General features: G+C 68.5%; 23 protein-coding genes. 11 read left to right on the top strand and 12 right to left on the bottom strand.

The window, feature by feature from the left end:
• Nucleotides 1-24 precede the first annotated feature (24 nt).
• Nucleotides 25-1,566, bottom strand: coding sequence for a class I adenylate-forming enzyme family protein (locus ACZ7M2_RS14955; protein WP_471595583.1), 1,542 nt, complete (start codon nt 1,564-1,566; stop codon nt 25-27).
• Between the two features lie 155 nt (nt 1,567-1,721).
• On the opposite strand from ACZ7M2_RS14955, the gene ACZ7M2_RS14950 reads away from it, so the two are divergent.
• The 3 genes from ACZ7M2_RS14950 to ACZ7M2_RS14940 all read left to right on the top strand — a co-directional run bounded on the left by ACZ7M2_RS14950 (nt 1,722) and on the right by ACZ7M2_RS14940 (nt 5,430).
• Nucleotides 1,722-2,423 carry a response regulator transcription factor gene (locus ACZ7M2_RS14950; RefSeq protein WP_471595582.1) on the top strand — a complete coding sequence of 234 codons (702 nt, stop codon included), beginning with the start codon at nt 1,722-1,724 and terminating at the stop codon, nt 2,421-2,423.
• Nucleotides 2,420-4,111: a GAF domain-containing sensor histidine kinase gene (locus ACZ7M2_RS14945; protein WP_471595581.1), complete on the top strand. Its 1,692-nt coding sequence runs from the start codon at nt 2,420-2,422 to the stop codon at nt 4,109-4,111. The genes ACZ7M2_RS14950 and ACZ7M2_RS14945 overlap by 4 nt, the downstream gene beginning before the upstream one ends.
• 611 nt (nt 4,112-4,722) lie before the next feature.
• Nucleotides 4,723-5,430, top strand: a complete 708-nt coding sequence (locus ACZ7M2_RS14940; RefSeq protein WP_471595580.1) for a FadR/GntR family transcriptional regulator — start codon at nt 4,723-4,725, stop codon at nt 5,428-5,430.
• A gap of 701 nt (nt 5,431-6,131) precedes the next feature.
• Here ACZ7M2_RS14940 and ACZ7M2_RS14935 read toward each other — a convergent pair.
• The 3 genes from ACZ7M2_RS14935 to ACZ7M2_RS14925 all read right to left on the bottom strand — a co-directional run bounded on the left by ACZ7M2_RS14935 (nt 6,132) and on the right by ACZ7M2_RS14925 (nt 8,152).
• Complete coding sequence (locus ACZ7M2_RS14935; RefSeq protein WP_471595579.1) at nt 6,132-6,377, bottom strand: hypothetical protein; 246 nt, start codon at nt 6,375-6,377, stop codon at nt 6,132-6,134.
• A 73-nt stretch (nt 6,378-6,450) separates the two neighbouring features.
• Nucleotides 6,451-6,726 (bottom strand): hypothetical protein, encoded by a 276-nt coding sequence (locus ACZ7M2_RS14930; RefSeq protein ID WP_471595578.1) that lies wholly within the window; start codon nt 6,724-6,726, stop codon nt 6,451-6,453.
• A gap of 130 nt (nt 6,727-6,856) precedes the next feature.
• Entirely contained in the window at nt 6,857-8,152 is a 1,296-nt protein-coding gene (locus ACZ7M2_RS14925; protein WP_471595577.1) for a CitMHS family transporter, read from the bottom strand.
• A gap of 607 nt (nt 8,153-8,759) precedes the next feature.
• Here ACZ7M2_RS14925 and ACZ7M2_RS14920 point away from each other — a divergent pair.
• From ACZ7M2_RS14920 to ACZ7M2_RS14890, 7 genes are all read left to right on the top strand, one after another.
• A complete protein-coding gene (locus ACZ7M2_RS14920) occupies nt 8,760-9,461 on the top strand; it encodes an aspartate/glutamate racemase family protein (protein WP_471595576.1) in 702 nt (233 codons plus the stop codon).
• Nucleotides 9,458-10,291: a sugar phosphate isomerase/epimerase family protein gene (locus ACZ7M2_RS14915; RefSeq protein WP_471595575.1), complete on the top strand. Its 834-nt coding sequence runs from the start codon at nt 9,458-9,460 to the stop codon at nt 10,289-10,291. The genes ACZ7M2_RS14920 and ACZ7M2_RS14915 overlap by 4 nt, the downstream gene beginning before the upstream one ends.
• A 61-nt stretch (nt 10,292-10,352) precedes the next feature.
• The gene (locus ACZ7M2_RS14910) at nt 10,353-11,438 is read left to right on the top strand and encodes an isocitrate/isopropylmalate dehydrogenase family protein (protein ID WP_471595574.1); all 1,086 of its coding nucleotides are present in this window, start codon (nt 10,353-10,355) and stop codon (nt 11,436-11,438) included.
• Nucleotides 11,439-11,533: 95 nt separating this feature from the next.
• Nucleotides 11,534-12,793, top strand: coding sequence for a 3-oxo-tetronate kinase (otnK, locus tag ACZ7M2_RS14905; RefSeq protein ID WP_471595573.1), 1,260 nt, complete (start codon nt 11,534-11,536; stop codon nt 12,791-12,793).
• Nucleotides 12,790-13,428 (top strand): 3-oxo-tetronate 4-phosphate decarboxylase, encoded by a 639-nt coding sequence (gene otnC / locus ACZ7M2_RS14900; protein ID WP_471595572.1) that lies wholly within the window; start codon nt 12,790-12,792, stop codon nt 13,426-13,428. The genes otnK and otnC overlap by 4 nt, the downstream gene beginning before the upstream one ends.
• A gap of 48 nt (nt 13,429-13,476) precedes the next feature.
• Nucleotides 13,477-13,968, top strand: coding sequence for a ribonuclease E activity regulator RraA (gene rraA, locus ACZ7M2_RS14895; protein ID WP_471595571.1), 492 nt, complete (start codon nt 13,477-13,479; stop codon nt 13,966-13,968).
• Nucleotides 13,969-13,976: 8 nt separating this feature from the next.
• On the top strand, nt 13,977-15,131 hold the full coding sequence (locus tag ACZ7M2_RS14890) for a DUF475 domain-containing protein (RefSeq protein ID WP_471595570.1): 1,155 nt from the start codon (nt 13,977-13,979) through the stop codon (nt 15,129-15,131).
• Between the two features lie 56 nt (nt 15,132-15,187).
• Here the strand turns inward: ACZ7M2_RS14890 and ACZ7M2_RS14885 are convergent, their stop codons facing one another.
• From ACZ7M2_RS14885 to ACZ7M2_RS14870, 4 genes are all read right to left on the bottom strand, one after another.
• Nucleotides 15,188-15,892 carry a response regulator gene (locus ACZ7M2_RS14885; RefSeq protein ID WP_471595569.1) on the bottom strand — a complete coding sequence of 235 codons (705 nt, stop codon included), beginning with the start codon at nt 15,890-15,892 and terminating at the stop codon, nt 15,188-15,190.
• A gap of 14 nt (nt 15,893-15,906) precedes the next feature.
• Nucleotides 15,907-17,886, bottom strand: a complete 1,980-nt coding sequence (locus ACZ7M2_RS14880; RefSeq protein ID WP_471595568.1) for an FtsX-like permease family protein — start codon at nt 17,884-17,886, stop codon at nt 15,907-15,909.
• Between the two features lie 83 nt (nt 17,887-17,969).
• On the bottom strand, nt 17,970-18,653 hold the full coding sequence (locus ACZ7M2_RS14875; protein WP_471595567.1) for an ABC transporter ATP-binding protein: 684 nt from the start codon (nt 18,651-18,653) through the stop codon (nt 17,970-17,972).
• Between the two features lie 13 nt (nt 18,654-18,666).
• Nucleotides 18,667-19,038 carry a DUF4333 domain-containing protein gene (locus ACZ7M2_RS14870; RefSeq protein ID WP_471595566.1) on the bottom strand — a complete coding sequence of 124 codons (372 nt, stop codon included), beginning with the start codon at nt 19,036-19,038 and terminating at the stop codon, nt 18,667-18,669.
• Nucleotides 19,039-19,199: 161 nt separating this feature from the next.
• On the opposite strand from ACZ7M2_RS14870, the gene ACZ7M2_RS14865 reads away from it, so the two are divergent.
• Nucleotides 19,200-20,354 (top strand): sensor histidine kinase, encoded by a 1,155-nt coding sequence (locus ACZ7M2_RS14865; protein ID WP_471595565.1) that lies wholly within the window; start codon nt 19,200-19,202, stop codon nt 20,352-20,354.
• Between the two features lie 89 nt (nt 20,355-20,443).
• Here the strand turns inward: ACZ7M2_RS14865 and ACZ7M2_RS14860 are convergent, their stop codons facing one another.
• The 4 genes from ACZ7M2_RS14860 to ACZ7M2_RS14845 form a co-directional block, all read right to left on the bottom strand.
• Nucleotides 20,444-21,463: a sugar phosphate isomerase/epimerase family protein gene (locus ACZ7M2_RS14860; protein ID WP_471595564.1), complete on the bottom strand. Its 1,020-nt coding sequence runs from the start codon at nt 21,461-21,463 to the stop codon at nt 20,444-20,446.
• Nucleotides 21,460-22,605: a Gfo/Idh/MocA family protein gene (locus ACZ7M2_RS14855; protein ID WP_471595563.1), complete on the bottom strand. Its 1,146-nt coding sequence runs from the start codon at nt 22,603-22,605 to the stop codon at nt 21,460-21,462. The genes ACZ7M2_RS14860 and ACZ7M2_RS14855 overlap by 4 nt, the downstream gene beginning before the upstream one ends.
• Complete coding sequence (locus ACZ7M2_RS14850) at nt 22,602-23,006, bottom strand: hypothetical protein (RefSeq protein WP_471595562.1); 405 nt, start codon at nt 23,004-23,006, stop codon at nt 22,602-22,604. The genes ACZ7M2_RS14855 and ACZ7M2_RS14850 overlap by 4 nt, the downstream gene beginning before the upstream one ends.
• 180 nt (nt 23,007-23,186) lie before the next feature.
• Nucleotides 23,187-24,296 carry a Gfo/Idh/MocA family protein gene (locus tag ACZ7M2_RS14845; RefSeq protein ID WP_471595561.1) on the bottom strand — a complete coding sequence of 370 codons (1,110 nt, stop codon included), beginning with the start codon at nt 24,294-24,296 and terminating at the stop codon, nt 23,187-23,189.
• Nucleotides 24,297-24,389: the final 93 nt, after the last annotated feature.

The raw sequence follows: 24,389 nt of genomic DNA, 5'->3' as shown, positions 1-24,389 counted from the left end.
CGGCACCCGTGCCGACGACGCCGGTCACCTGCCGCGCAGCAGATGCTTCTGGATCTTGCCGACCGAGGTGCGCGGCAGCTCGTCGACCACGTCGACGTGGCTCGGCACCTTGAACTTGGCCAGCCGGGCCGAGCACCAGTCGATGATCTCGGTTTCGCCGACTTCGGCGCCGTCATGGGGCACGACGAACACCTTGATTGCCTCGTCCCGGATCTCGTCCGTCACCCCGACCACCGCCGACTCGAACACTGCGGGGTGCTCGTTGACGACGCGTTCGACCTCACCGGACGAGACGTTCTCGCCGGCTCGCTTGATGATGTCCTTACCGCGGTCCACGAAGTGGAAGTAGCCCTCGGGGTCGACGCGGACGGTGTCCCCGGTGCGTAGCCAGCCGTCGTGCAGTGCCTCGGCAGTGGCCGCCAGGTTGTTCAGGTAGCCCGCCATCAGTGTGCGTCCCGGAGCGCCGCCGACGAGCAGCTCGCCTGGCTCTCCCGGAGCGACGTCGTGCAGCTCCTCGTCCACCACGCGCAGGCGTGCGGTCAGCACTGGCCGGCCCATGCTGTGATTGCGCCGCTCCGCGTACAGCGGGTTCATCAGCGGCGGAGTGACGGTCTCGGTCATCCCGTACAACTGGATCAGTGGTACCTGGAACCGTTCCTCGAAGGTGCCCAGTTGCTCCCCGGTGACGTTCTGGGCGAACAGCACCGTCCGCAGGTGGTGGGCACGGTCGTACCCGGTGGCCGGGTGCGCGAGGATCATCCGGATCGGTGCGGCGAACAGGCTTGCCACGGTCGCCCCCAGCTCGCTCGCCTGCTCCGCCCACCGCGAGGCGCTGAACCGGGGGGCCAGCGCGATTGAAGCGCCGGTCACCAGGGCCGACATCGTCGAGTAGTACTGCGCGTTGCCGTGGAACAGCGGCAGCACGATCAGTTGGCGGTCGTCGGGCCGCAGCCGTAGGTGCTGGGCCACGACCTCGCCCGTGTGCAGATAGGCCGCGTGGGTGACGAGCACGCCTTTGGGGCGGCTGGTCGTGCCGGACGTGTACAGGATGCTCAGGGCGGCCTCTGGGTCGTCGTCCGCGGGCTGCCCGGTCCGTGGAGTCGCAGCCCCGAGTTCCGCGTGGAGCCCGGTGCCGGTGACCAGTACATGCTCGCAGCCCGTCGATTCGGTTGCTGCTGTCCTTGCGGTCTCCAGAAGGTCCGGTCGGGTCAGGCTCAGCCGACAGCCGGAATGGGCCAGGACGTAAGCCAGTTCGGCCGGTGTCGACAGCGGATTGGTGGGCACCATGACGGCACCGGCCCGGGCGGCGCCGAACCATGCATCGAAGAACTCCACACAGTTGGTGAGGTGCACATTGAACCGACTGCCCGCCCCGACGCCCCTGCCGGTCAGCAGCGCGGCCATCCGGTCCGCGCGCCGGTCCATCTCGCCGTAGGTGACCGTCAGGACAGAGCCCGGTTCCTCCTCGAACACCAGGAAGGGCTGATCCGGACGTTCTTTGGCGTGCCGTCGCAGGACACCGTTCACCGTGTCCGATCCGCTGATGCTCTGAAGAAGTGGTTGCACGCGGAAAAGCCTCGACCAGCCGGATCAGAGGGTGCGTAACGCGACATCAACATGCCGTTAACAGCGATCAGGGCTCGGCTTTGGGGATGAGCACTGTAGGGATTCGCGCCACACGATCACTGATCGCACGGAAACATTGGACGTAGACTCGCCGCATGTGGCAGGACAGCGTGACTGGGACTCGCCAAGTGCTCGTGGTGGACGACGACGAGCACATTCGTACGATTGTGCGCTGGCAGCTGGAATCCGACGGGTTCGGCGTGATCGAGGCCGCTGACGGTGCACAAGCTCTGGACGAGATCCAAGCGCAGTCTCCGGATCTGGTGGTGCTCGATCTTACGCTGCCGCGCGTGCCAGGCCTCGACGTGCTGACCCGGGTGCGGCGCACCAGTGGTGTTCCGGTGATCGTCTTGACCGGCCGGGACGGACAGTCCGAACGAATCATGGGTCTGGAGTTGGGGGCCGACGACTATGTCGTCAAGCCGTTCTCTCCGGGGGAGCTGGCCGCCCGCGTCCGCTCGGTGCTCCGCCGGACGACACCGGGCAGAGCCGCTGACCGGCTCGACTTCGGCCGACTCGCCATCGACGTGGCGGTCCGGGAGGTCGCCCTGGACGGCGCGGTGATCGAGCTGACCGCCAAAGAGTTCGATCTGCTGGCATTCCTGTGCCGAGCCCCGCGACAGGTGTTCAACCGGCCTCAGCTGCTCACGAGTGTCTGGGGCGCTTCGCCGGAATGGCGTGACGAGGCAACCGTGACCCAGCACATCCACCGACTGCGCCACAAGCTGGAGAGCGATCCCAACCACCCCAGATGGCTGCTCACCGTGCGAGGCGCCGGCTACCGGTTCGAGCCATGACGAGCGAACAGATGTGGCCGCGCGTCGAGGGCGAGACACCCGCTGCTGTTCTCGGCCACGCCGACAGCCTTGAACTGCTCAATCAGCAGTCGCACATCCTGGAGTTGCTGGCTTCCGGCACCCCGTTGCCCGATGTACTCGCGGCTGTGGCCACCGCCTTGGAACGGCTGATGCCGGCCAGCCGGTGCTCCGTACTGCTGCTCGATCGGGAGCGCGGCTCGCTGCATCATGGCGCCGCGCCCAGCCTGCCGGTCGTATACAGCGCCGCCATCGACGGTATGACGATCGGCCCGGAGTCCGGCTCATGCGGCACCGCCGCATTCCTCGTCTCGCCTGTCGCGGCCTACGACATCGCCACGGACGGGCGATGGGCAGGATTCCGCGATCTGGCACTCGCGCACGGACTGAGGGCCTGCTGGTCCACTCCGATCCTTGGGCAGGCCGGCACGGTTCTGGGCACCTTCGCCGTGTACCACGACGAACCGCACGAGCCCGTCGCGCGCGAAGCCGCCCTGGTTCACCGGCTGGAACATCTGGCCTCCGTGGCAATCGAACACGAGCGTCTCTACGGGGCTCTTGCCGAGAGTGAGGAACGATTCCGGCGCGCGTTCGAGGACAACGCGGTCGGCATGGCCCTGCTCGGGCTGGACGGCCGGTATCTCCGTGTCAACCAGGCGTTGTGCAAGATCGCGGGTCGTTCGGAGCAAGCACTGCTGGGCGACTATTTTCTGGCGATCACCCACCCGGAGGACGTGTCGGAGAGTGAGCGGTTGTGGACCGTGCTTACCACGGGCGGGAGCCAGAGTGCCCACCTGGAGAAGCGCTATCTCCGTCCGGACGGCACCGAGGTCGCCGTGGCGATGACCGCCTCCGTGGTCAGAGACGCATCCGGAGCACCGCTCTACGTGAGCTCGAATGTCCTGGACATCACTGAGCGTCGCGCGGCCGAAGCAGCCTTGGTGGCCCGTAGTGAGGCGGAGGCCTCCAGGATCTCGGCGGAGCGCGCCAGCAGGCACAAGTCGGAATTCCTGTCGACACTGAGCCATGAGATCCGTACGCCGCTCAGCGCGGTCGTTGGGTTTACCGAGTTGCTGCGGACCCTCCCGCTCGACGCCGGCCGCAGACAATCCGCCGTGGAGAACATCGGTAACGCCGCAGACCATATTCTGGCGGTCCTTGACGACGTGCTGGACATCGCCAGGCTGGAGGCGGGTGCCGTCCATGTCCAGTTGGTACGACTGCTGCTCGGGCCGCTGGTCGACGATGTGGTCAAGCTGGTCGAACCGATTGCCGAAGCACGCGGCGTCGTCGTCGAGGCGGTCGGACTGGACGATCGGGTCATGACGATCGCCGATGCACGTCGGCTCCGACAGGTGCTGCTCAACATCATTTCTAACGCGATCAAATACAGCCGCTCCGGCGACCGAGTCACGGTCGAGGTGAGCCAGCGACCTGGCATCGCTGCCATCGTGGTCACGGACACCGGAACCGGAATCTCCGAAGCGGCGCAGAAGCGGCTGTTCACCCTTTACGACCGGCTCGACGCGGAACATTCCGGCGAGCCGGGAGCAGGAGTGGGTCTCACTCTGTCGCGGCATCTCGTCAAGGTCATGGGTGGAACCCTCGGTGTGTTCAGTCGGCACGGCGAGGGCACAACGGTGGAGATCGCCCTTGAGGCGGCGCCCTGATGGCCACGCCTCTGCGCGTGGACATTTCCGCGTCCGGTAAGGCGACGCAGGTCAGTGAGCGACTCTGTCAGGAATCCTGGACCCCGTGATCATTTGCCTTGGCGCCGCCACAACGGCCCGGGCAAGCTGCGAACGTCGAGGTGCTGCTGGCGACGAGGGCCTGCGTCCGCGCCGGCAACCAGCGCCGCGCGCCGTCGTCCAACGCGACGCACATCGCAATGAAGCCCGACAACACATCCATACTGCGCGACACCTCCCCAGCACGGCGGCGGCCACGTCGACAGGGCGCAGATGGTCCTGATCGCCGGCATCGCTCGACAGCGAGGCGCCACGACCCTGGCAGCATGTTGCCGCAGGCGGCCCACTGCTCGGCGCCGGTGCTGTCGTTGATCTACGGTCAATCACAATGGGTCGGTACGTTGCACGCGCCTCCCCTCGAAACGGTTGTCGAGGCTCGCTCGCACTGATGGTCCGGGCCCACTTGATCGTGAGCGTGAGGGCGGGTCTGCAGATTCCGATACCCCTCATGACCGTGCATCGGCCACCGGTTTACCGGTTGATCGGTCGTGGCTAGAGTGGGGAGACCGTCGAGTAGATCAGAAAGCGATGCCATGACCGCCGAACTGTCCAGGATCAAGGTGGAGCCGCGGGAACCGCTGGCCTCCGAGGTCTCGCGGAAGCTGATCGACTATCTCATGTCGGGGGAGGTTGCTCCGGGGGAGCGGATCCCGTCCGAACGGCAGCTGACAGAACTGCTCGGCGTGAACCGGCCTACCGTCCGCGAGGCGATCAAGTCGCTGGGGTTCCTAGGGCTGTTGGAGATCCGGCAGAGCAGCGGTACGTACTTCCGCGGCCCTGACTCGGACGTCCTCTACCGCCTCTTCGAACTCGGCCTCGTACTCGGTGAGCGCGGCTCCAAGGACCTCCTCCGGGCGCGGGCCGAGCTGGAGGTCCTGGTCGCGGGCCTCGCTGCCGAAGCGATCGACGACGATGGTGTCAACGTCCTGCGTGCCCGCCTTGAGACCATGAGGACCTGCGCCGACGAGGACTTCGCCGCGGCTGACATGGCCTTCCACGCTGCCGTGGCCGACCTGTGCGGCAATGTCGTCCTGCGGGACATGCTCAAGGGGCTACGGGTCATGATCCAGCGAGGCTGGATCGAGCGCACAGGCTCCACGCGCAGCCGTCAGGTCGCTTATGACGATCATGTCCCCATCCTCGAAGCGATCAAGGACGGCGACGTGGAGGCCGCTCGCGAGGCCATGGCGCACCATATGGACGGCGCAACACGACGGCTACTGGCGGCCTTGGAACAGTAGAGCGGAGCCGGCCGGGGCATCCGTTCGGCCGGACGACCACCCAACCGTGATCATTGTCAGTGACGTTTGATGTCAGGCTGCGGGGCGCAGCGGGCGGCGGGCGTGGACAGGGCGCCGGAGATCGTGAAGAAGTGCGGCGGTCGATCACGGTTCGCAGGGCCTCCCTGTATGCCCGCCACAACGCCGACACCGTCGTGCGGCGACTCAAAGGCGAAGCAACAATTCGACGAGCGTCGAACACATGGCGGCGAACATGTCATCACAGGAAGCATGACATGGACAGCGGATCGACCGACCGCTGCGGCACTCCATGGAGGTAGTGGCTCGATGGCCATGCGAAACGGGGCGAGACGCGGTTTGATCACAGCCGTTGCAATGGGACTCTGCACACTTGCGCTCACGGCGGGGACAGCAACTGCGGCGAACGGTCCAGGTACCACGATCAGCGCCAAGGTGCATCACGGCTCCGTGAGGCCGATGAAGTGCGGAGGCTTCACGGGCAATGGCGTCAGGATTCACAGTGCGCCGGCGGCCGGCGCCTTGGTCGTCGGGGTCGGATACAGCGATGACTGCGTCGACTACAACCGGAATGTGGTGGCCGAGTGGGTTACGTGCGATTCCGGCAGGTCGAGCATCTGGTGGAACATCACTGACGAAGACACGGGTGTGACCGGCTGGGTCTCCGACTGCTACATCCGCATCTAGAGCAGAACTCGGCGAGGGGCCTTCGGCCAGGAGGCCTCATGCATCAGCCTGGCGTGCTCACACGGCTGCATCGACCCGTCGCCAGCCGCGTGGGTGCGGGCGCTGGAAAGGGCGATGGCGGCGTGGGAGGCCAACCGGAGGCCAGCCATCTCGTCGGTGGCGGCAGACGTGCAGGGTTCGCGGCAGGAGAGGTTCAGGGTGCCGGAGTCGTCCTCCTCGGCGAACAGCAGGAAGCTCATCATGCTGCCCACCCCGAGTTTGTGCGCCTGGGGAGCGCAGGCGAGTCAACGCTGCTGCTCGGCGCGGTAGACCCGTTCACCGTGCGAGCGGTGGGCGGCTGTCGAAGAACGGGGCCTCCACCAGGCGTTCCTGGAGTCGGTCGCTGTCGATGGCCAGCTGGTGGGTGGGGGGGCGAGAGCCGTCACCGACATCCTCGTGCAGCACGAGGATGTCGGCCGCGTGGCAGCCGTCGACCAGCTCGGCGACCGAAACGGTGATCTGCTCCAGGGCGGCGGCCGCCGAATCCTGCGCCCTCGCGCGCGGGTGTGGTGGTCCGCTCGCGTTGCCGCGCCTGGGAAGTGTCGGGGGCAACCTGGAGCCCTGGTGCCGTGGGCCGTCAGCTGCCGGGTTCGGCTTGCAGGGCCGAACTGTTCGGAGCGGGGTTCACGGCACTCTCCTCTTGTGGGGGGGGCGATCTGTGTCCGGTTGTCGGGCGGTGGTCTCAGCCGAAGCTGATGGCTCCGGTGAGTGCGGCGAAGCCGACATAGGCGAGGGAGACGGGGACGCCCCAGCGCAGGGCGTGCTTCTGGAAGTCGCCGAGTTCGGCCTTGACCAGGCCGAGCAGGACCCACAGAGGTGCGCTGGTCGGGCCCATCATGTGCAGGATCTGGCCGATGGCGCCGGCGCGGGCTATCTCGTTGGCGTCGATGCCGTAGTGGGCGCCCGACTCGGCGAGGACGGGGATGACCCCGAACCAGTAGGCGTCGTTCGACATGAAGAAGCCGAGCGGCAGGGAGAGGACCGCGGTGAACACGGGGATGAGGCCGCCCATGGAGTCGGGCACGACGGAGAGGGCGGCATTCGCCATGGCCTTGATCATTCCAGCGTCGGTCATGATGCCGGTGAAGACGCCGGCGGCCAGGACCAGGATCATCACGGGGACGGCGTTGGTGGCCTGGCGTTTGATCAGGTCCTGCTGGTCGCCGATGGTGCGGACGTTCACGATCAGGGCGATGACGAACGCCACCATGAACAGCACCAGCAGTTCGGCCACTTCGAGGATCAGCAGGACCATCAGCAGCAGGGTGAGGGCGGCGTTGAACCACATGCGCCAGTCGGCCTTGACGGGGGTGAAGGCCTCGCCGGAGGCGATCTCCAGCCGGTAGGCGGAGAGCTTTTCGGGGTCGAGCTTGCCGCGCTCGCGCACGCCCAGCCAGTAGGCGACGGCGATGATGGCCAGGCTGGTGAGGGCCATGGGGCCGATCATGTGGACGAAGTATTCGGTGGCGTCCAAGTGCAGGACGCTGATGCCCCGGGTGGCGGCGCCGCCCCAGGGCGTGGTGCCGGAGATGGTGCCGAGTGCCATGGCCGCGATGGTGGCGGCGATGAGGGGGTTCATGCCCAGGCGCCGGTAGATGGGCAGGAACGCCGAGCAGACGATCATGTAGCTGGTGGTGCCGTCGCCGTCGAGTGCGACGGCCAGGGAGAGCACGGCGGTGCCGACGACGATGCGTACCGGGTCGCCCTTGGAGGCGCGGATGATGGCCTGGGAGACGGGGTCGAAGAGCTTGGCCTCCATCATCAGGCCGAAGTAGAGAACGGCGAAGAGCAGCAGGGCCGCGGTGGGGGCGACGGTGTCGAGGCCGTTGATGATCATGTCGCCGAGCTTGGCGCCCTTGCCCGCCACGAGGGCGGCGGCGATCGGCGTGAGCATGATGGCGGTGAACGCGGAGAGGTACTTCCGCATCACGAGCAGCATGAAGCTGCCCAGGGTGGCGAAGCCGAGGACGGCGAGCATCGTTGCTCCTTGGTGCAGGGCTGAGAGCCGCCGGGGCTGCGGCGGCCAGGGACGGCGCGGATCGGTGCGAGCGGGGTCAGGCGGTGACCCGCGAGGCAGGGGGCGCCGTCTTCGGCTGGTACGACGGGATGGTCATGGTGCGTGCGGCTCCTGAGGACGTCCGCCTCGCGGATACCGGAGGAATCCGGTGGCAAGGCGGGCGGATGTTTGCGACGGCGCGCCCGGCGAAGGCGGGGGCTCCCGGCTGATGCACGGAGATGGGGCCGTTGATGAAAGCCGTGGATAACCGGTCGACCGGGTTGCCGGTAGGTAACTAGAATCCGGCCATCGCGTCAATACCGAAATGGGGAAGTTCTCGGCCGGGCTCGTCCGGGGGGTGCGATGCGTGGCGAGCTCTTCGGGCTGTCGACTCGCCCCCGAACCGGTCAACCGGTTGACCGGAAATTTTTCGGTGTCTACAGTGACGGCACGGCAGCAGAACGGAACGCTGCCGTGAGCCGCCTGAGACCGGCTGCGCCATGCTCCAACGGCTTGCGCCGGCGCCGCCGGGCCAGGCCAGGGAACCTTCTGTAGGGGTTCCCGTCTCCCGGAAGAGGAATAGACCCCGGTGATCGAGAAACGACCCCTGGTCGCCCTGATCCACGCCGTTCCGACAGGCGCCCGCATCGCGCAGCGAGCGTTCGCCGAGGACTTCCCCGACGCGCGGGTGTGGAACCTGCTGGACGACCGCCTGCTGGAAGACGCCCAGGACGCCGGCGGCCTGACCGATTCGCTGCGCCGGCGCATGCTCCGCCTGATCACGCACGTCATGGACGGCGGCGCCCAGGGACTGCTGCTGACCTGCTCCTCCTACGGGGAGGTGGTGGACACCGCCCGGACCCTGTGGGGCGTGCCCGTCCTGAAGTCCGACGAGGCCATGTTCCGGGCCGCGCTGGCTGGCCCCTATGAGCGCATTGCCGTCGTCGCCTCCACCCGGCCGGCCGTTCCAGCCGCCGTTGCCCAGCTCGAAGCGCTCGCCCAGGCGCGCTCCGGCCGCCCGGTCGAAATCGTGACCGCGTTGAGCGAGGCGGCCTCCCGGGCGGACGGTCCCGAAGCCACTGCCCGCCACCTGGCCGACGCTCTGGAGACCGCGGGTGCCGCCGACGCCGACGCGGTGCTGCTGGCCCAGTACTCCCTGACCCCGGCCCGCGCACCGCTGGCCGAAATGCTGCAGGTGCCCGTTCTGGACGGCGCCGGAGCCGCCGCCCGCATGTTGCGCGGCCTGCTCTCCGCCTCCGGCCGGCCGGAACCCGCGACGGTCGCGTCATGACCGCGCTGCCCTGGCCGCTGGCCTACACCGTCTCCGGCGACGACTGCCGCGCCCCGATGCCGCTGGGGTTCGACGCGCCGCTCGCCGAGGCTGCCGTACGCCTGGCCGAACTCGGTTATGACGGCGTGGAGTTGCAGGTCAGGGACGTCACGGCACGCGACGCCGACGCCCAGGTCCGGGCGGTCGAGGACAGCGGCCTGGAAATCCTCGGCATCGGCACGGGCCCGGTCGCCGCGCAGGACGGTCTGACCCTGACCGACCCCGCCCCGGACGTCCGCCGACACGCCTTGGACCGCCTGTTCGGCGCTGCCCGCCTCGCCGGAAGCCTCGGCGTCCCGCTGACCCTGGGCCAGACCCGCGGCACCTTCCTGCCGGGCCTGGAGGACCTCCAGCGGACCTGGGCCGAGAGCGCTGTACGGAAACTGGCCGAGGAAGCCGCATCCCGGGGCAGCCGACTGCTGCTGGAGCCGCAGACCCGCATCAACACCTCCCTGTGGAACACCCCCGACGAAGCCCGTGCCATGCTGGGCTCGTTCGGCACGGCCGCCGGGCTGGTGCTGGACACCCATCACCTCGAAGCCGAGGGCCTCGAACCGGTGCGGGCGGTCGCCAGCCACGCCTCCGTCACCGGCTGCCTGCAACTCGCGGCGTCCGCCACGCGCGGACCCCTGGCCGTCGGTGACCACCGGCTCCCGCACCTGCTGCGCGCGCTGCGTGAGGGCGGCTTCACCGGCTGGCTGACCCTGGAACACACCCAGGACGGCGACAGCGCCAAGGCCGCGGCCCGGTCGTGGACTGCTCTCACCGACGCGGCCCGCACCCTGACCTGACTCCCGCATCCCGCCCCCTACGGCACCCGCCGTCCGCCCCTTTCAGAGAGGAACCCGCACTATGAGCACCACCTACCGCCTCGGCGTCCTGGAGGGCGACGGCATCGGTCCGGAGATCGTCCCGTCGTCGGTCGAGATCGCGACGGCGGCCGTCGCGGCCACGGGCACGAGTGTCGAGTGGGTCACGCTGCCCCTCGGAGCATCGGCCATCGAGACGCACGGCACCCCGGTCCCCGAGGAGACCAAGGCTGCGCTGGACGACCTCGACGGCTGGTTCCTCGGCCCGCACGACTCCGTCAGCTACCCCGAGCCCCATAAGTCGGCGCTCAACCCATCGGGCACCCTGCGCAAGCACTTCCAGCTGTTCGCCAACATCCGCCCGGCCAAGTCCTTCCCCGGCGCGCGGGCCGTCTGCGACAACGCCGACCTGGTGATCGTCCGGGAGAACACCGAGGGTTTCTACGCCGACCGCAACACCTTCGCCGGCACAGGTGAGTTCATGCCCACCGAGAACACCGCGATCATGCTCGGCATCATCACCCGCGAGGCCACCGAGCGCGTCGCCCGTGTCGCATTCGATCTGGCGCGCTCGCGCCGTGAGAAGCTCACGATCGTCCACAAGGCGAACGTGCTGAAGCTGACCACCGGTCTGTTCCGCACCGTGTGTCAGGAGATCGCCGCCGAGTACCCGGACGTGGCCGTGGACGACTTCCACATCGACGCCATGACCGTCCACCTGGTGCGCCGCGCCCAGGACTTCGACGTCATCGTCACCGAGAACATGTTCGGTGACATCCTCTCTGACCTGGCCGGCGAGATCTCCGGCTCGCTGGGCACCGCCCCGTCCATCAACGCCTCCGCCACCACGGCCATGGCCCAGGCCTCCCACGGCTCCGCCCCCGACATCGCCGGGAGGGACATCGCCAACCCCGTCGCCATGATTCTTTCCGGCGCGATGCTCTTCGAGTGGCTCGGCGCCAAGCACGGCGACGAGGCGATTGGCCGCGCCGCGAAGATCATCGACGCGGGGGTCGCCGCCACCATCGAGAGCGGCCTCTCGACCCGGGACCTGGGCGGTTCGGCGTCCACGAGCGAGTTCACCGCGGCCGTCGTCAAGGCCATCCAGAACGGGGCGGGCCAGAACTGACCGCCTCTGCCCCGGGGTGGGCGCCGACCCCCCGACCGGCGCCCGCCCCGGAACATCACGAACCGCACCCGCCCTTCCGAGGAGATTGCCCGACCATGTCTCTGCGCATCGGCTGCATAGCCGACGACTTCACCGGCGGCACCGACGTCGCTGCCGCCTTCCGGCGCGCCGGCATGCGCACCGCCCTGGTCTTCGGCACCCCGGACACCGACACGGTGCTCCCCGCCGACTGCGACGCAGCCGTCGTAGCCCTCAAGTCCCGCTCCACCCCGGCCGACGAGGCCGTCGCAGACTCCCTTGCCGCCCAGCGCTGGCTGTGGGCCAAGGGCGCGGCGCAGACCTACTTCAAGTACTGCTCCACCTTCGACTCCACCCCGCACGGCAACATCGGCCCGGTCACCGACGCCCTCCTCGACGCCGCCGGGGCGCCAATCACCCTGCACTGCCCGGCCTCCCCGCCCAACGGCCGTACCGTCTACCAGGGGCACCTCTTCGTCCACAACCAACTGCTGTCCGACTCTCCGCTGCGTCATCACCCGCTCAACCCGATGACGGACTCCGCTCTGGTGCGCCTGCTGTCTGCGCAGACCCGCCACCGCGTCGCGCTCATCGACTGGGCGACCGTCCGGCGGGGTAGCGAGGCAGTCCGCGAGGCGCTGGTGGCGCATCAGCAGGCCGGCGTACGGCACGTCATCGCCGACGCGCTCACCGACAACGATCTCGCCGTCCTCGGCGCCGCTGTTCTCGAACTGCCGGTCATCGCGGGCGCGGCAGGCCTTGCCGAGGGGCTCGGGCACGCCTACCCGGCGACCGGTCCGGCCCCGGTCGAGACGCTCCCGCAGGAGGGCCGGGCCGCAGTCCTGGCGGGCAGCTGCTCGGCCCGCACGCTGGAGCAGATCGCCCACTTCTACGCTGCCGGCCTGCCCTCCCTCCACCTCGACGTCCTCGCGGCAGCCGCGGGCCGTGACGTCACCGGGGAGGCCCTTGCCTGGTACGACGCCCAGGACCCGGACCTGCCCGTGCTGATCTACGCCTCCGCCTCGCCCGAGGAACTCGCCGCAGTTCAGGCGGAGTTGGGTGTCGCGGAAGCCGCCGCGCAGGTCGAGGAATTCCTCGGTACCCTCGCCACCCACCTCGCCGAACGCGGCGTACGACGCCTCCTGGTCGCGGGCGGCGAGACCTCTGGCGCCGTCACCACCGCGCTCGGCATCCGTGCCGTCCTGGTGGGCGAGGAGGCCGACCCCGGCGTGCCCTGGACGCACGCCGAGACAAAGTCCGGCGACCTCGCCCTGATGCTCAAGTCGGGCAACTTCGGCGCCGCGGACCTGTTCACCCGAGCCCTGGGACGGTCATGACCACCTACACCGACGAGAAGGACGCCCGCGCCCTGATTGTGCGCACGGCCCGTTCTCTGTTCGAGCGTCGCCTGACCCACGGCTCGACCGGCAACCTCTCCGTACGGCTCGCCGACGGCAGCCTGTTGCTCACCCCGACCGGCGTCAGCCTGGGCACCGTGACCAAGTTGTCCCGCACCGACATCGATGGTCGGCATCTCGACGGGCCCCGGCCCACCAAAGAGGCCTTCCTGCACGCCGCGTTCTACCGGGCCCGGCCCGCCGCCCACGCGGTCGTTCACCTGCACTCCACCCACGCCGCCGCTGTCTCCTGCCTGGCCGACGCCAACCCGGCGAACGTACTCCCGCCCCTGACCGCCTACTACGCGATGCGCATCGGCACCCTGCCTCTGCTGCCCTTCCACGCACCCGGCGACACTGACCTGGAACCCCTCGCCGAGCGCACCGCCCGCGACCACCACGCGATCCTCCTCGCCAACCACGGCCCCGTCGTCGCCGGCCGCACCCTGGAACAGGCCGCGGACGCCATCGAGGAACTGGAGGAGACCGCCAGACTGCACCTCCTTCTACAGGGACACCCCACCCGTCCCCTCGCCCCCGAGCAGGCTGCCGCGCTCGCGCCCGCATCCCCCTGACGGCCGGATACCCGCGAATGCGACAGCCCTTGACGAAAGCCGACACCCATGCCCGGACCAGTCACCCCCGTACCCACCGCCGACCTCGTCGACCAGTACGGGACCGAACTGCGCGTATGTGACCTGCAGTTCCGTCAGTTCGGAGCCCTCCGCCTCTTCGCCGGACCGGTGCGCACCGTGTCCTGCCACGAGGACAACGGCCTGCTGCGCGACCTGCTGCGCACCCCAGGCGACGGCAGCGTCCTCGTCGTCGACGGGGGCGGCTCCCTGCGCACGTCCTTGGTCGGCGACCTCATCGCCGCCTCCGCCCAGGACAACGGCTGGGCCGGCCTCGTCCTGCACGGCGCCGTCCGCGACAGCGCCGCCCTCGCCGGCCTCCGGACCGGCATCAAGGCCCTGGGCACCATCCCTCGCAAGAGCGCCAAAAACGCCGCCGGAGAGATCGACGTCCCAGTCACGTTCGGCGGCATCACCTTCCACCCCGGCGACATCCTCCACGCCGACGACGACGGCATAGCCGTTCTCCCGCACTCACAGTGAGGCAGTCAGTGCTTCTGAAAACCTTCGGCTGGTCGTTCGCGATCACCGCGCTCGGCCTGGTCGCCGCGGTCTTCTACGGGGGCTGGGAGGCCTTCGGTATCGTGGCCATCCTCGCCGTCCTCGAGATCTCCCTGTCGTTCGACAACGCGGTCGTCAACGCCGGAATCCTGAAGAAGATGAACGCCTTCTGGCAGCAGATCTTCCTCACGGTCGGCGTCCTGATCGCGGTCTTCGGCATGCGGCTGGTGTTCCCCGTCGTGATCGTGGCGGTCACCGCCAAGATGGGCCCCATCGAGGCCGTCGACCTCGCGCTCAACAACAAGGACCGCTACCAGGAACTGGTCACCGACGCCCACCCGGCGATCGCCGCCTTCGGCGGTATGTTCCTGCTGATGATCTTCCTCGACTTCATCTTCGAGGACCGGGACATCCAGTGGCTGCGCTGGATCGAGCGCCCGCTGGCCAAGCTCGGCAAGGTCGACATGCTGTCGGTCTGCATCGCCCTGATCGTCCTGCTGATCACCTCCTTCACCTTCGCCACCTACGCCCACCAGCAAGGCGGCGGCCACGTCGACAAGGCGCAGACGGTCCTGATCGCCGGTATCGCCGGCCTGATCACGTACATGATCGTCGGCGGTCTCTCCGGCTTCTTCGAGGACCAGTTGGAGGCCGAGGAGGAGCGCGAGCACGAGGAGGAGGAAGAGGCCGAGCGCAGCAGCAAGAAGAAGTCGGCGGTGCTGCTGGCCGGCCAGGCCGCGTTCTTCATGTTCCTCTACCTGGAGGTCCTGGACGCGTCCTTCTCCTTCGACGGCGTGATCGGCGCGTTCGCCATCACCAACGACATCGTGCTGATGGCCCTGGGCCTCGGTATCGGCGCGATGTACGTCCGGTCGCTGACGGTGTACCTGGTCCGGCAGGGCACCCTGGACGACTACGTCTACCTGGAACACGGCGCGCACTACGCGATCGGCGCGCTGGCAGTCATCCTGATGGTCACCATCCAGTACCAGATCAACGAGGTCATCACCGGTCTCGTCGGCGTCGTCCTGATCGGCTGGTCGTTCTGGTCCTCGGTACACCGCAACCAGCGCCTGGCGGGGGCCGAGGAGAGTGCGGCAGGCTCGGACGAGGGCAACAAGGCAGACGTTCCGTCCGGAGTCTGACAGCCCAGCAGCTCACACTCCCTGCCGGGAGCGGAGACGCCCGAGGCGTTGCCGGGTCAGTTGTGTCCGTTGCGCCAGGCCCAGGCGGCGATCTCGACCCGGTTCCGGGCCGCTAGCTTGAGCTGGACGCTGGACAGGTGGGTCTTGACCGTGGACAGCGAGACGTACAGCTCGGCGGCGATCTCGGCGTTGGTGCGGCCGACGGCCACCAGCCGTACCACGTCCAGTTCACGGTCGGTGAGCGGCTCGGTGTGCGGCTCCTGGACAGGCGTCGAGGCCGGTGCCGGTGCTGGCTCCGGCCGCGTGGTGAGGTGCTTGAGCAGGCGGACGGTCACCGAGGGGGAGACCAGCGAGTCGCCGGCCGCGGCGGCGCGGACAGCCTCCGCGAGGAGGGTGGGCCCGGAGTCCTTGAGGAGGAACCCGCAGGCACCGCCGCGCAGCGCGCCGTAGACGTACTCGTCGAGGTCGAAGGTCGTGACCACGACCACCCGCAGCGGGTCGGCCACCTCGGGTCCAGCCAGCAGCCGGGTCGCCTCCAGGCCGTCCAGCCTCGGCATCCGGATGTCCAGCAGGCACACATCCGGGCGCAGCTTCCGGGCCAGTACCACCGCCTCTTCGCCGTCGGCGGCCTCGGCGACGACCGTGATGTCCGGCTGGGCATCCAGGAAGAACCGGAAGCCGGTGCGGACCATGGCCTGGTCGTCGGCGATGAGGACCCGGATGGGCGGGGCGGAACCGGAGAGGGGGGTGGGGACGGTCATGTCTCCATGATCTCTCAGTCGGCGGTCCGGGTCGGGTCCGCCGTCACCTTGCGCAGCAGCGGGCGGCTCGCGCCGATCGCGGCGAACATGGCCAGCGCCCCCAGCGTGACGCAGACCGCGAGCTGGACCGCGCCCGACGTACTGATCGTGCTGTCACCGGCCTTGTTCAGCTCGTAGGCGGCGTACACGCCGGTCGCGGTGGTGCTGCCGGCCAGGACAAGGAGCGGCAGGACCGTCTCCCGGACCCGGGCCCGGTCGAGGATCCTCAGCGGGGTGCCCGACAGGCGCAGCAGTGCGTACACGCGTCGTCGGTCCAGCACATTGGCGGCTGCGGTCAGGCCCGCCGAGGCGGTGGCGATCAGGAAGCTGACTGCAAGAGTGGCGGTGGCGAGCTGGGTCAGCCGGTCAGTGATGGTGATGTTCTGGGCGTCGGCATAGGCCTTGCCGTAGGGGAGGCGGCCGCGGCCGAGGGGCTGGAGGGCGGTGAGCGCCCGGTCGATGCGCTCGGGGCCGCCGGTGATCTCGGCGATGACACCGGGCTGGCCGCCGAGCAGGAAGTCGTCGTCTCTTTCGCCGGCCTCGGCCGTGATGCCCGCGTCCTTCAGGAGGGCCCGTACCTCGGTGACCGTGCCGTGTGTGGTGGGTACGGCGACCTTGTCACTCTGGAAACCGGATTCGATGATGCCGAGGTTGCCGACCGTGAAGAACCCGGCGACGAACCCGGCCAGCACCAGCCCGCTCACTGTCCGCCAGGCCCCGCGCGGGTCGTCGCTGAGCCTGCGCCCGGCCAACAGCATGGCCGGCCGCCGGGCGAACCGGCCCACGATCCGGCCCAGCCGGTCCACGACCCACGGCCCGAACATCCAGAACGCGCCGTAGAACAGCACCATGAAGCCGACGACTTGGGCAGGGGTCAGGTCACTGCCGTGGGCGGTCGCTTTGATGAATACCAGGATCGCCACGAAGAGCAGCAGGCGGATCAGACGGGTGCGGCGCGGGTTCGCCTGCTGGGCCACCCCCAGCGGCGATCCAGCCACCTGCCGGAGCATCGACATCGCGCTCACCGAGATCAGCCCGGTCACTGTCAGCACCACGGCCAGCAGCCAGGGCAGTCCCACCCAGAGCTCACCGATGTACCAACCGCCGATTCCATACGGCACTTGGGCCAGCAGCGGCAGCAGCGCACCGTACGCCAGCGCGCCCGTCACGGCGCCGGCCGTACCCACCGCTGCTGACTCGGCGCCGGTCATCGCGAGGATCTGGCGCGGGGTCGCACCGGCAAGGCGCAACGCTGCCAGTCGCTGTTCGCGCCGAGCGGCCCCCAACCGCCCGGCGGCCGAGGCGAGTACGGCGACCGGGACCGCGAGGAGGCCGACGCCGAGCAGTACGGCGTTCTGGTCGCTGGAGGTGAACACGCTCTGTCGGCTGCCCGAGAAGCCGGAGATCACTGCTCGGGCGGTCAGTCCCTCGTCCCAGATGCCGTCGCCGGCAGCCGACTTGGCGACTGCCGGGTCTCCGGGGGAGCGGCCGACCACCGCGAGCAGTTCGTCCGGTGAGGCGAGCCCGGCAGCGCCGATGGTGCCGGTCATTTTCGGGAAGCGAGCGGCGAGTCGGGCGGCGGGCAGGGCGCGCAGGCGCTCGGCGAGCGCGGGGGAGACGAACGTCTGCCCGGGCTTCGGGAAGGAGGACAGACCCGGCGGGGCGGGAGTCCGCGCATGGTGCGGGAGCTGAGCGAGAGAGACGACGCTGATCGGGTCGTCGCCTACATAGGTGGTGGCGAGAGCCTGGACGGCTGTGCCGTGCTGGTCGGGGGCGGGGGTGCGCCAGGCGGTGCGGTCGGCGCGGGCGCCGGCGCCGAGGTAGGCGGCGAGCAGGATCAGCAGGACGAGGGAGCCGACAGCGGCGGCACCGGCCGCGAGGAGCTGGCTCTGCAGACCGCGGCGGCCGGAGGACCTGGTGAGATGCCAGGTCAGGGGTAGGACGGGAGAACGCATGAGAGGACAGCCTTTGTGGACGGGGCGGATTCTCGACAGGGTCGGGCTTTTCGGGTGGTTCGTGCAGTTCGTCGTTGCTTCGTTCAGCTGACCGTGTACTGGCTGTGGGAGCTGATCCGTCCGTCGCGGACCTGAAGGATCCTGTCGCAGTGGGCGGCGACATCCGCGTCGTGGGTCACCATCACCAGGGCGGCGCCCTGTTCTCGGGTCACCGAGGTGAGCAGCCGGACGACCTCCATGCTGGTGGTCTGGTCTAGGGCGCCAGTGGGCTCGTCGGCGAAGACCACGTCGGGTTCGACGACCAACGCCCTGGCGATGGCGACCCGTTGGGCCTGGCCGCCGGAGAGCTGGCCGGGCCGCCGCTGCTCCAGCCCGTCCAGGCCGAGCGGCGCGAACCAGCGCCGGGCCCGCTGTACCGCCCGGCGGCGCGGCACGCCCTCCAGCATCAGCGGCAGCGCCACGTTCTCCTCGGCCGGCAGCTCGGGCAGCAGCTGCCCGGACTGGAACACGAACCCGAACCGGGTCCTGCGCAGCGCGCTGAGCCTGTTCTCGCCGAGCTTGTCGATGCGCTCGCCCCGCAGCAGCACCTCACCGTCGTCGGGGCGGATGATGCCTGCCAGGGTGTGCAGCAGGGTGGACTTGCCGGACCCCGACGGGCCCATGATCGCCAACGAGTCGCGCTCGCCGACCGCCACGTCGACGCCCGCGAGGGCCGTGGTGGCGCCGAACTTCTTCACGAGGCCGTGCCCGGCCAGTGTCTCGGTCATCCCGCGCTCCCGCTCAGCGCTCGAACTTCCAGGTCACGGACGAGTCCGTGGCCTTGACGACACGGACCGGAATACGAACTTCGGAACCGTCTGTCTTCTTGCCGGTGCAGGTCACCGTCGCCCCGGCGACCGTCTGGAGACCGGTCGGGCACGTGACGCCGCTGACCTTGTCGCCGATCCGGGGAAGCGGGTGGTACCTGCTCTCGGTGCGGCCCGCGACGATGTTCGCGGCGAGCGCCTTGTGCCCGTCGACGGTGACCGTGCTGTGGGCGTCGAGCCGGCTGGTGGACTCGGGGTCGGAGAGGAGGTGGGTGCCGAGGGCACCGACGGCGACGACGGCGACAGCACCGCCGACGACGCCGACGACGAACTTGTTCCGCTGCATGGGGTACTCCTGGAGACTGAAGAACGGCAGTGGTATGTGGTGCTCTCACTTTCGTCTGCAGCTCCGTCCGCCTGCCTCGGCCGTTCGGCCATGGTCCGGCGCAGCCGCCTCGGCCGTTCGGCCGATCCCGTTGAGGTGCGGCGGTGTCTACCGTGATCGGCATGAAGTCCGTTTCTCCCCACGGCTGCCTCAGAGGTTTTGGCGTAGGAGTGCTGATCGCGGCCTGCGTCATCGACGTCTTGTACGCGGGCACTGCCGGTGACAGCGTCTGGCCGGTCGTGGTCGTGCTGCTCGTCGGCCTCGCCGGCGTCCTGTGGCCGGCTGCCCGACGCCCCGCGTGGCTGACACCTGAACTGCGCACCGGCGTCCCGGGCGCGCTGTCCCTCCTGCTTACGGTGGGATCCCTGGTATCTGGTAGCTACACGTTCGGCCCAGGTGAGGCCGTTGTCCTGCTGTGCCTGCTGTTCATCGCGGTACGGCACTGCCGACAGCACTGGGTCGTGGCCTGCACCCTGCTGGACGCCGTCGCGTTGCTGGGCACCCCGGTGCGCTACTACGGGGCGCTCGCGGACGACACGCTGGGCTTCGTCGCCGTCGGGCTCCTGCTGGTCGGCCTCACTACCGGGCTCGCGAGCTATCTGCGCGCAATGGACTACCGGCGGACGGTCGCGGTGGGGGAGACACGCCGGGCGGAGCGGCTGGCCATCGCGGCCGACCTGCACGACTTCGTCGCCCACCATGTCACCGGAATACTCGTCCAGACGCAGGTGGCCCGGATGATGGCGGCCTCCGGTTCGGGCGAGCTGGACCCGGTGCTGGCCGGCATCGAACGGGCGGCCACGGAGGCCCTCGCCTCAATGCGGCGCACGGTGGGGGTGCTGCGGGACACCGGCCCGGAGGCCGACCGCCGTCCCGTCGGCGACCTGGCCGCCATCGTTGAACTCACCGACGGTTTCCCGGCCCCCGGCCAGAAGGTTTCCCTCAACCGCGCCGCCGACCTGGACACCGAGGTGCCGCACGAGGTGCAGGCTGCGGCCTTCCGGGTCGTACAGGAGGCCCTGACGAACGTGCGACGACACGCGGGCGACGCCACCGAGATCACGGTTGGGCTACTCCGGGCGCAGGACAACCTGGAGGTGACCGTGTTCGACGACGGCCACGGCTCCGCCCGACTCCCGGATGCCGCACACGGCGGCGGCTTCGGCCTGGTCGGCCTCACGGAACGCGTCACCGCCCTCGGCGGCACGCTGGAAACGGGGCCGAGGGCGGAAGGCGGCTGGATGGTCAGGGCTTTGTTCCCGCCGAGGAAGGAGTGAGGAAGGTCGTCGGATTGCCGGTGCTCCGCGCCCCACGCACTCCGCAGAGAGTGGTTCGTGTCTGCACCGCCGGCAGATGGGGACGGCCGTCATGGCCGCGGGGTACTGAACGCCGCGTCGAATGGCGCTTCGGGCAGTTCCCACAGCAGAGAGCGGATGTAGCGGACTGCTTCGGACGCACCGTGGAATCGGTCCATCCCGGCGTCCTCCCACTCGATTGAGATGGGGCCGTCATAACCGATCGACGCCAGCGCCCGGAACGCGTCCTCCCAGGGGATGTCGCCGTGGCCGGTCGAGACGAAGTCCCACCCCCGGCGCGGATCGCCCCAAGGAAGGTGCGAGCCGAGAATGCCCTGGCGGCCCGACGCCTTGCGGATCCGAGTGTCCTTGCAGTCCACGTGGTAGATCCGGTCGGCGAAGTCGGTGATGAACGACACCGTGTCAATGCCCTGCCAGGCCATGTGAGACGGGTCCCAGTTGAAGCCGAACGCCTCACGCCGGCCGATCGCCTCAAGGGTCCGCACCGAAGTCCAGTGGTCGTACGCGATCTCCGATGGATGCACCTCGTGTGCGAAGCGCACACCCACCGCGTCGAATACGTCGAGGATGGGGTTCCAGCGGTTCGCGAAGTCCTCGTACCCAGCGTCGATGACCTCGGTGGCAACGGGCGGGAACATCGCCACGTACGGCCAGATCTTCGATCCCGTGAAGCCCACGACCGTGTCGGCGCCGAGCTTGCGAGCTACGCGTGCCGAGCGCTTCATATCCTCCGCGGCGCGCTGCCGCACACCCTCGGCGTCACCGTCGCCCCACACGTAGTCGCGCAGGATCGCCTGGTGGCGGAAGTCGATCGGATCGTCGCACACCGCCTGGCCTGCGAGGTGGTTGGAGACCGCCCACACCTTGAGGCCGTGCTTGTCGAGGATGTCGAGCCTCGACTGCACATATGTGTCGTCCTCGTCCGCGCGCTGCAGATCGAGGTGGTCACCCGAGGCCGCGATCTCGAGTCCGTCGTACCCCCACTGAGCCGCGCGCTGGGCGAGCTCCTCGAATGGCATGTCGGCCCACTGGCCGGTGAAGAGGGTGACGGGATGGCGTGCCCCGGTCATGCTTCCTCCGCTGTCGTGTCGATGGTGACCCAGGTGCCGGTTTCGGCGGCCCGCAGCAGGGCGTGGATGACTTCGACGGATCGCAGTCCGTCCTCCACCGTCGGCATGCCGTCGGGGCTCCCTCCCCGGACGGCGGTGTAGGTGTCGGCGATGAACGCGTCGAACGCGTCCGTCCAGCCCTGTGGATGTCCGGGCGGGGTGCGGTTCAGCCGGGCCTGGTCCGCGGCGGCATCGCCTTCTCCACGACGGAGCATGGTCGCACCGCGCTCGGTCCCGAACCAGACCGATTCCGGCTGCTCTTGATCGAAAACGGCGGACTGCCGCGCCCCGTCGAGCTCCAGCCACAGTCGGTTCTTCCGGCCTGCGGAGACCTGCGAGACAACGGTGTTCGCCAGGAGCCCGTCCTTGGTGCGGAACGTCGCGATCGCGATGTCCTCCGTCTCCACCAGCACGCGGTCACCGTCCCCGGCGCCGCTGAACGACGGGCCCGACGTCGCCGGCCGACTCGGATAGGCGATCGATGTGCTCGCCGACAGCGCAGCGAACCGCTTCCCGGAGACGAATTCGGCCAGGTCCGTCCAGTGCGAACCGATGTCCGCGAAGGCTCGCGACGCGCCGCCGGTTTCCGGGTCGACACGCCAGGTGGATGCGTCGGGGGACACGAGCCAGTCCTGCAGGTAGGAACCGTGGATCAGCAGCAGTTCGCCCAATTCGCCGGCCTGCCGACGCGCGCGGATCTCCCGTACGAGCGGGTGATACCTGTACACGTACGGCACTGTGGCCACGGTACCGGCGTTTCGAACCGCCGCCACCAGCGCGTTCGCGTCCTGGAGCGTCGTAGCGATCGGCTTCTCGACCACCATGTGCAGCCCCGCTGCGGTCACTGCGTGCGCGTACCCGACATGCGAATCGTTGGGGGTGCAGATATGCACCACGTCCGGACGCGCATCGAGCACATCTTCGAGCGCGCCGAAACCGGTCGTCACGCCCCACTGTTCGGCCGTCTCCCAGGACCGTTCAGGCGACGAACCGAGTACACCCACGACTTCGGCGCCGGCATCCCGGGCCGCCCGCAGATGCGTAGCCGCGATCATCCCGGTTCCGATGATTGCCACGCGCAGCGGCGCTGGTACGGCTGTCATGAGGCACCGCCGACGGACGGGGCGACGAAGGAGCGCTGCTGCAGGAACCCTGGGGAGGTGACGCTGCGCGCCGACGGGGTGGGGAAGCACGGCAGGTTGCACTCGATGACGTGCCAGCCGCCGCTCGACGAGGAAGCCGCGAGGGGCACGCTGAAATCAGTCGATCGCCGACCTGTCCCCGGCCGGTTGCCAAGACAGCCGAGTATCTGGCGGCGCCCCTCATTGCGTGTGCTGACCGCTGTGGCTACCTTGCCGTCCTTGTGGGACATGTTGAGGACCCTATGAGTCGGGTCGGCCACGGCCTGCTTCGGCGCGGCATTGCCCGTGGCAGCGTCCGGTAGGGCACTCATCTTGTGTTCGGCCATTGCGGCGTACTTAATCCGTGTGAGCACGATGCTCATGAATCTCTCTCCAGCTCAACGGTGTGCCTGACGACTGCGTACCGGTGAATTCGCCAAGCGCCACCGTCAGGGATCGCCGATTCTTGCTAGCATCCCGATTAAAATTTAGGCTTGCGCCGGTCGTGCATGCTGCCCCACTGTCCTGGAGGCCTTGCGCTACTTCGATTTCGTGAGTGATTCCTAGGAGACAGCTGAGATGACGGATGACGCGGGGTCGAAGTCTTCGGTGAACGGTTCGACGGGGTCCACGTACGTGTCGATCGGAACGGTGGTGCCGGTCGCAGCGGCATCGCGAATGCCGAGCAGGATGTCGAGAACGTGCGCAGCGACGGCCCCCGAGGCTCGTTCCGGCCGGTCCTCGGCGATTGCGCGTGCGAGATCCACAACGCCGATGCCGCGTGACCATGGCGACTTCTTTGCAGCGATGGTCACCGGCTCGGCGCGGTCATAGCGCCAGAGCGTCGAATCGCCATCAAAGTTGTTCGGGTCGGGGAAGGCGATCATCCCCTCAGTGCCATTGATTTCCACGAATCGCTTGCGGGTCATCGCGTGCTGGAATGACAGAGTCGACTGGGCGGACGTACCGCCGTTGAACTCGATCAAGGCCGAGTAGTGGGTCGGCACTTCCACAGCGAACTCTTCACCGGCTCGAGGACCGGATCCGATGGTTCGCGTCTTGCACGATTGGGAGGAAACCGCCTGGACCCGTGAGGCGCCGCCGAGGGCGTGAACCAGTGTGGTGATGTAGTAGGGGCCGACGTCGAACAGCGGCCCTGCACCCTCTGCGTACAGGAAGTCGGGGGCCGGGTGCCACGACTCGGGACCAGGCATGTGGAAGATGGTCGTGGCCGTGAGCGGCTCGCCTATGTCACCGCGGGCGATGGAGCGGAGGGCTGTCTGTACCCCTGGGCCGAGAACCGTGTCCGGTGCACAGCCGACGCGGAGGTTCTTTTGGGCAGCAGCCTTCAGGAGCGCTCGTGCTGAATGACGGTCTGTTGTGAGGGGCTTCTCGCTCCATGTGTGCTTGCCGGCCCGGATGATCTGCTCCCCGACCTCGGCATGGAGAGCCGGAACCGTGAGGTTCACGACGATGTCGACGTCCTCGCGCCCGAGGAGTTCGTCAGTGTCTCCGTAGCTGGCGATCCCAAACGTCTGAGCCTGTGCGCGGGCGCGGTCCTGGATGACGTCCGAGATCATGCGCACTTTGATGTCAGGAAAGCGTGTGAGGTTTTCGAGGTATTGGGTCGAGATGTTTCCTGCCCCGATGATGCCGACTCCGAAACGAGTCACAGATGGCTCCTTGTTTCTGATTGCACACTCGGGTGAATGATCACGGTGCGTCGACGCTTTCGGCGTGGAGCTTCCGAGTGCTCATTGAGCTTT

Source organism: Streptomyces sp. NPDC111507 (assembly GCF_055638955.1).
This window is presented reverse-complemented; position numbering and strand designations above follow the sequence as displayed.

Bases quoted from the DNA above. Each gene is read 5' to 3' on its own strand.
- ACZ7M2_RS14885 (WP_471595569.1), bottom strand. From the start codon at position 15,892: ATGACCGTCCCCACCCCCCTCTCCGGTTCCGCCCCGCCCATCCGGGTC.
- ACZ7M2_RS14915 (WP_471595575.1), top strand. From the start codon at position 9,458: ATGACCGCGCTGCCCTGGCCGCTGGCCTACACCGTCTCCGGCGACGAC.
- ACZ7M2_RS14870 (WP_471595566.1), bottom strand. From the start codon at position 19,038: ATGCAGCGGAACAAGTTCGTCGTCGGCGTCGTCGGCGGTGCTGTCGCC.
- ACZ7M2_RS14940 (WP_471595580.1), top strand. From the start codon at position 4,723: ATGACCGCCGAACTGTCCAGGATCAAGGTGGAGCCGCGGGAACCGCTG.
- ACZ7M2_RS14855 (WP_471595563.1), bottom strand. From the start codon at position 22,605: ATGACAGCCGTACCAGCGCCGCTGCGCGTGGCAATCATCGGAACCGGG.
- ACZ7M2_RS14850 (WP_471595562.1), bottom strand. From the start codon at position 23,006: ATGAGCATCGTGCTCACACGGATTAAGTACGCCGCAATGGCCGAACAC.
- ACZ7M2_RS14950 (WP_471595582.1), top strand. From the start codon at position 1,722: ATGTGGCAGGACAGCGTGACTGGGACTCGCCAAGTGCTCGTGGTGGAC.
- otnK (WP_471595573.1), top strand. From the start codon at position 11,534: ATGTCTCTGCGCATCGGCTGCATAGCCGACGACTTCACCGGCGGCACC.
- ACZ7M2_RS14875 (WP_471595567.1), bottom strand. From the start codon at position 18,653: ATGACCGAGACACTGGCCGGGCACGGCCTCGTGAAGAAGTTCGGCGCC.
- otnC (WP_471595572.1), top strand. From the start codon at position 12,790: ATGACCACCTACACCGACGAGAAGGACGCCCGCGCCCTGATTGTGCGC.
- ACZ7M2_RS14880 (WP_471595568.1), bottom strand. From the start codon at position 17,886: ATGCGTTCTCCCGTCCTACCCCTGACCTGGCATCTCACCAGGTCCTCC.
- ACZ7M2_RS14860 (WP_471595564.1), bottom strand. From the start codon at position 21,463: ATGACCGGGGCACGCCATCCCGTCACCCTCTTCACCGGCCAGTGGGCC.
- ACZ7M2_RS14925 (WP_471595577.1), bottom strand. From the start codon at position 8,152: ATGCTCGCCGTCCTCGGCTTCGCCACCCTGGGCAGCTTCATGCTGCTC.
- ACZ7M2_RS14865 (WP_471595565.1), top strand. From the start codon at position 19,200: ATGAAGTCCGTTTCTCCCCACGGCTGCCTCAGAGGTTTTGGCGTAGGA.
- ACZ7M2_RS14945 (WP_471595581.1), top strand. From the start codon at position 2,420: ATGACGAGCGAACAGATGTGGCCGCGCGTCGAGGGCGAGACACCCGCT.
- rraA (WP_471595571.1), top strand. From the start codon at position 13,477: ATGCCCGGACCAGTCACCCCCGTACCCACCGCCGACCTCGTCGACCAG.
- ACZ7M2_RS14935 (WP_471595579.1), bottom strand. From the start codon at position 6,377: ATGATGAGCTTCCTGCTGTTCGCCGAGGAGGACGACTCCGGCACCCTG.
- ACZ7M2_RS14910 (WP_471595574.1), top strand. From the start codon at position 10,353: ATGAGCACCACCTACCGCCTCGGCGTCCTGGAGGGCGACGGCATCGGT.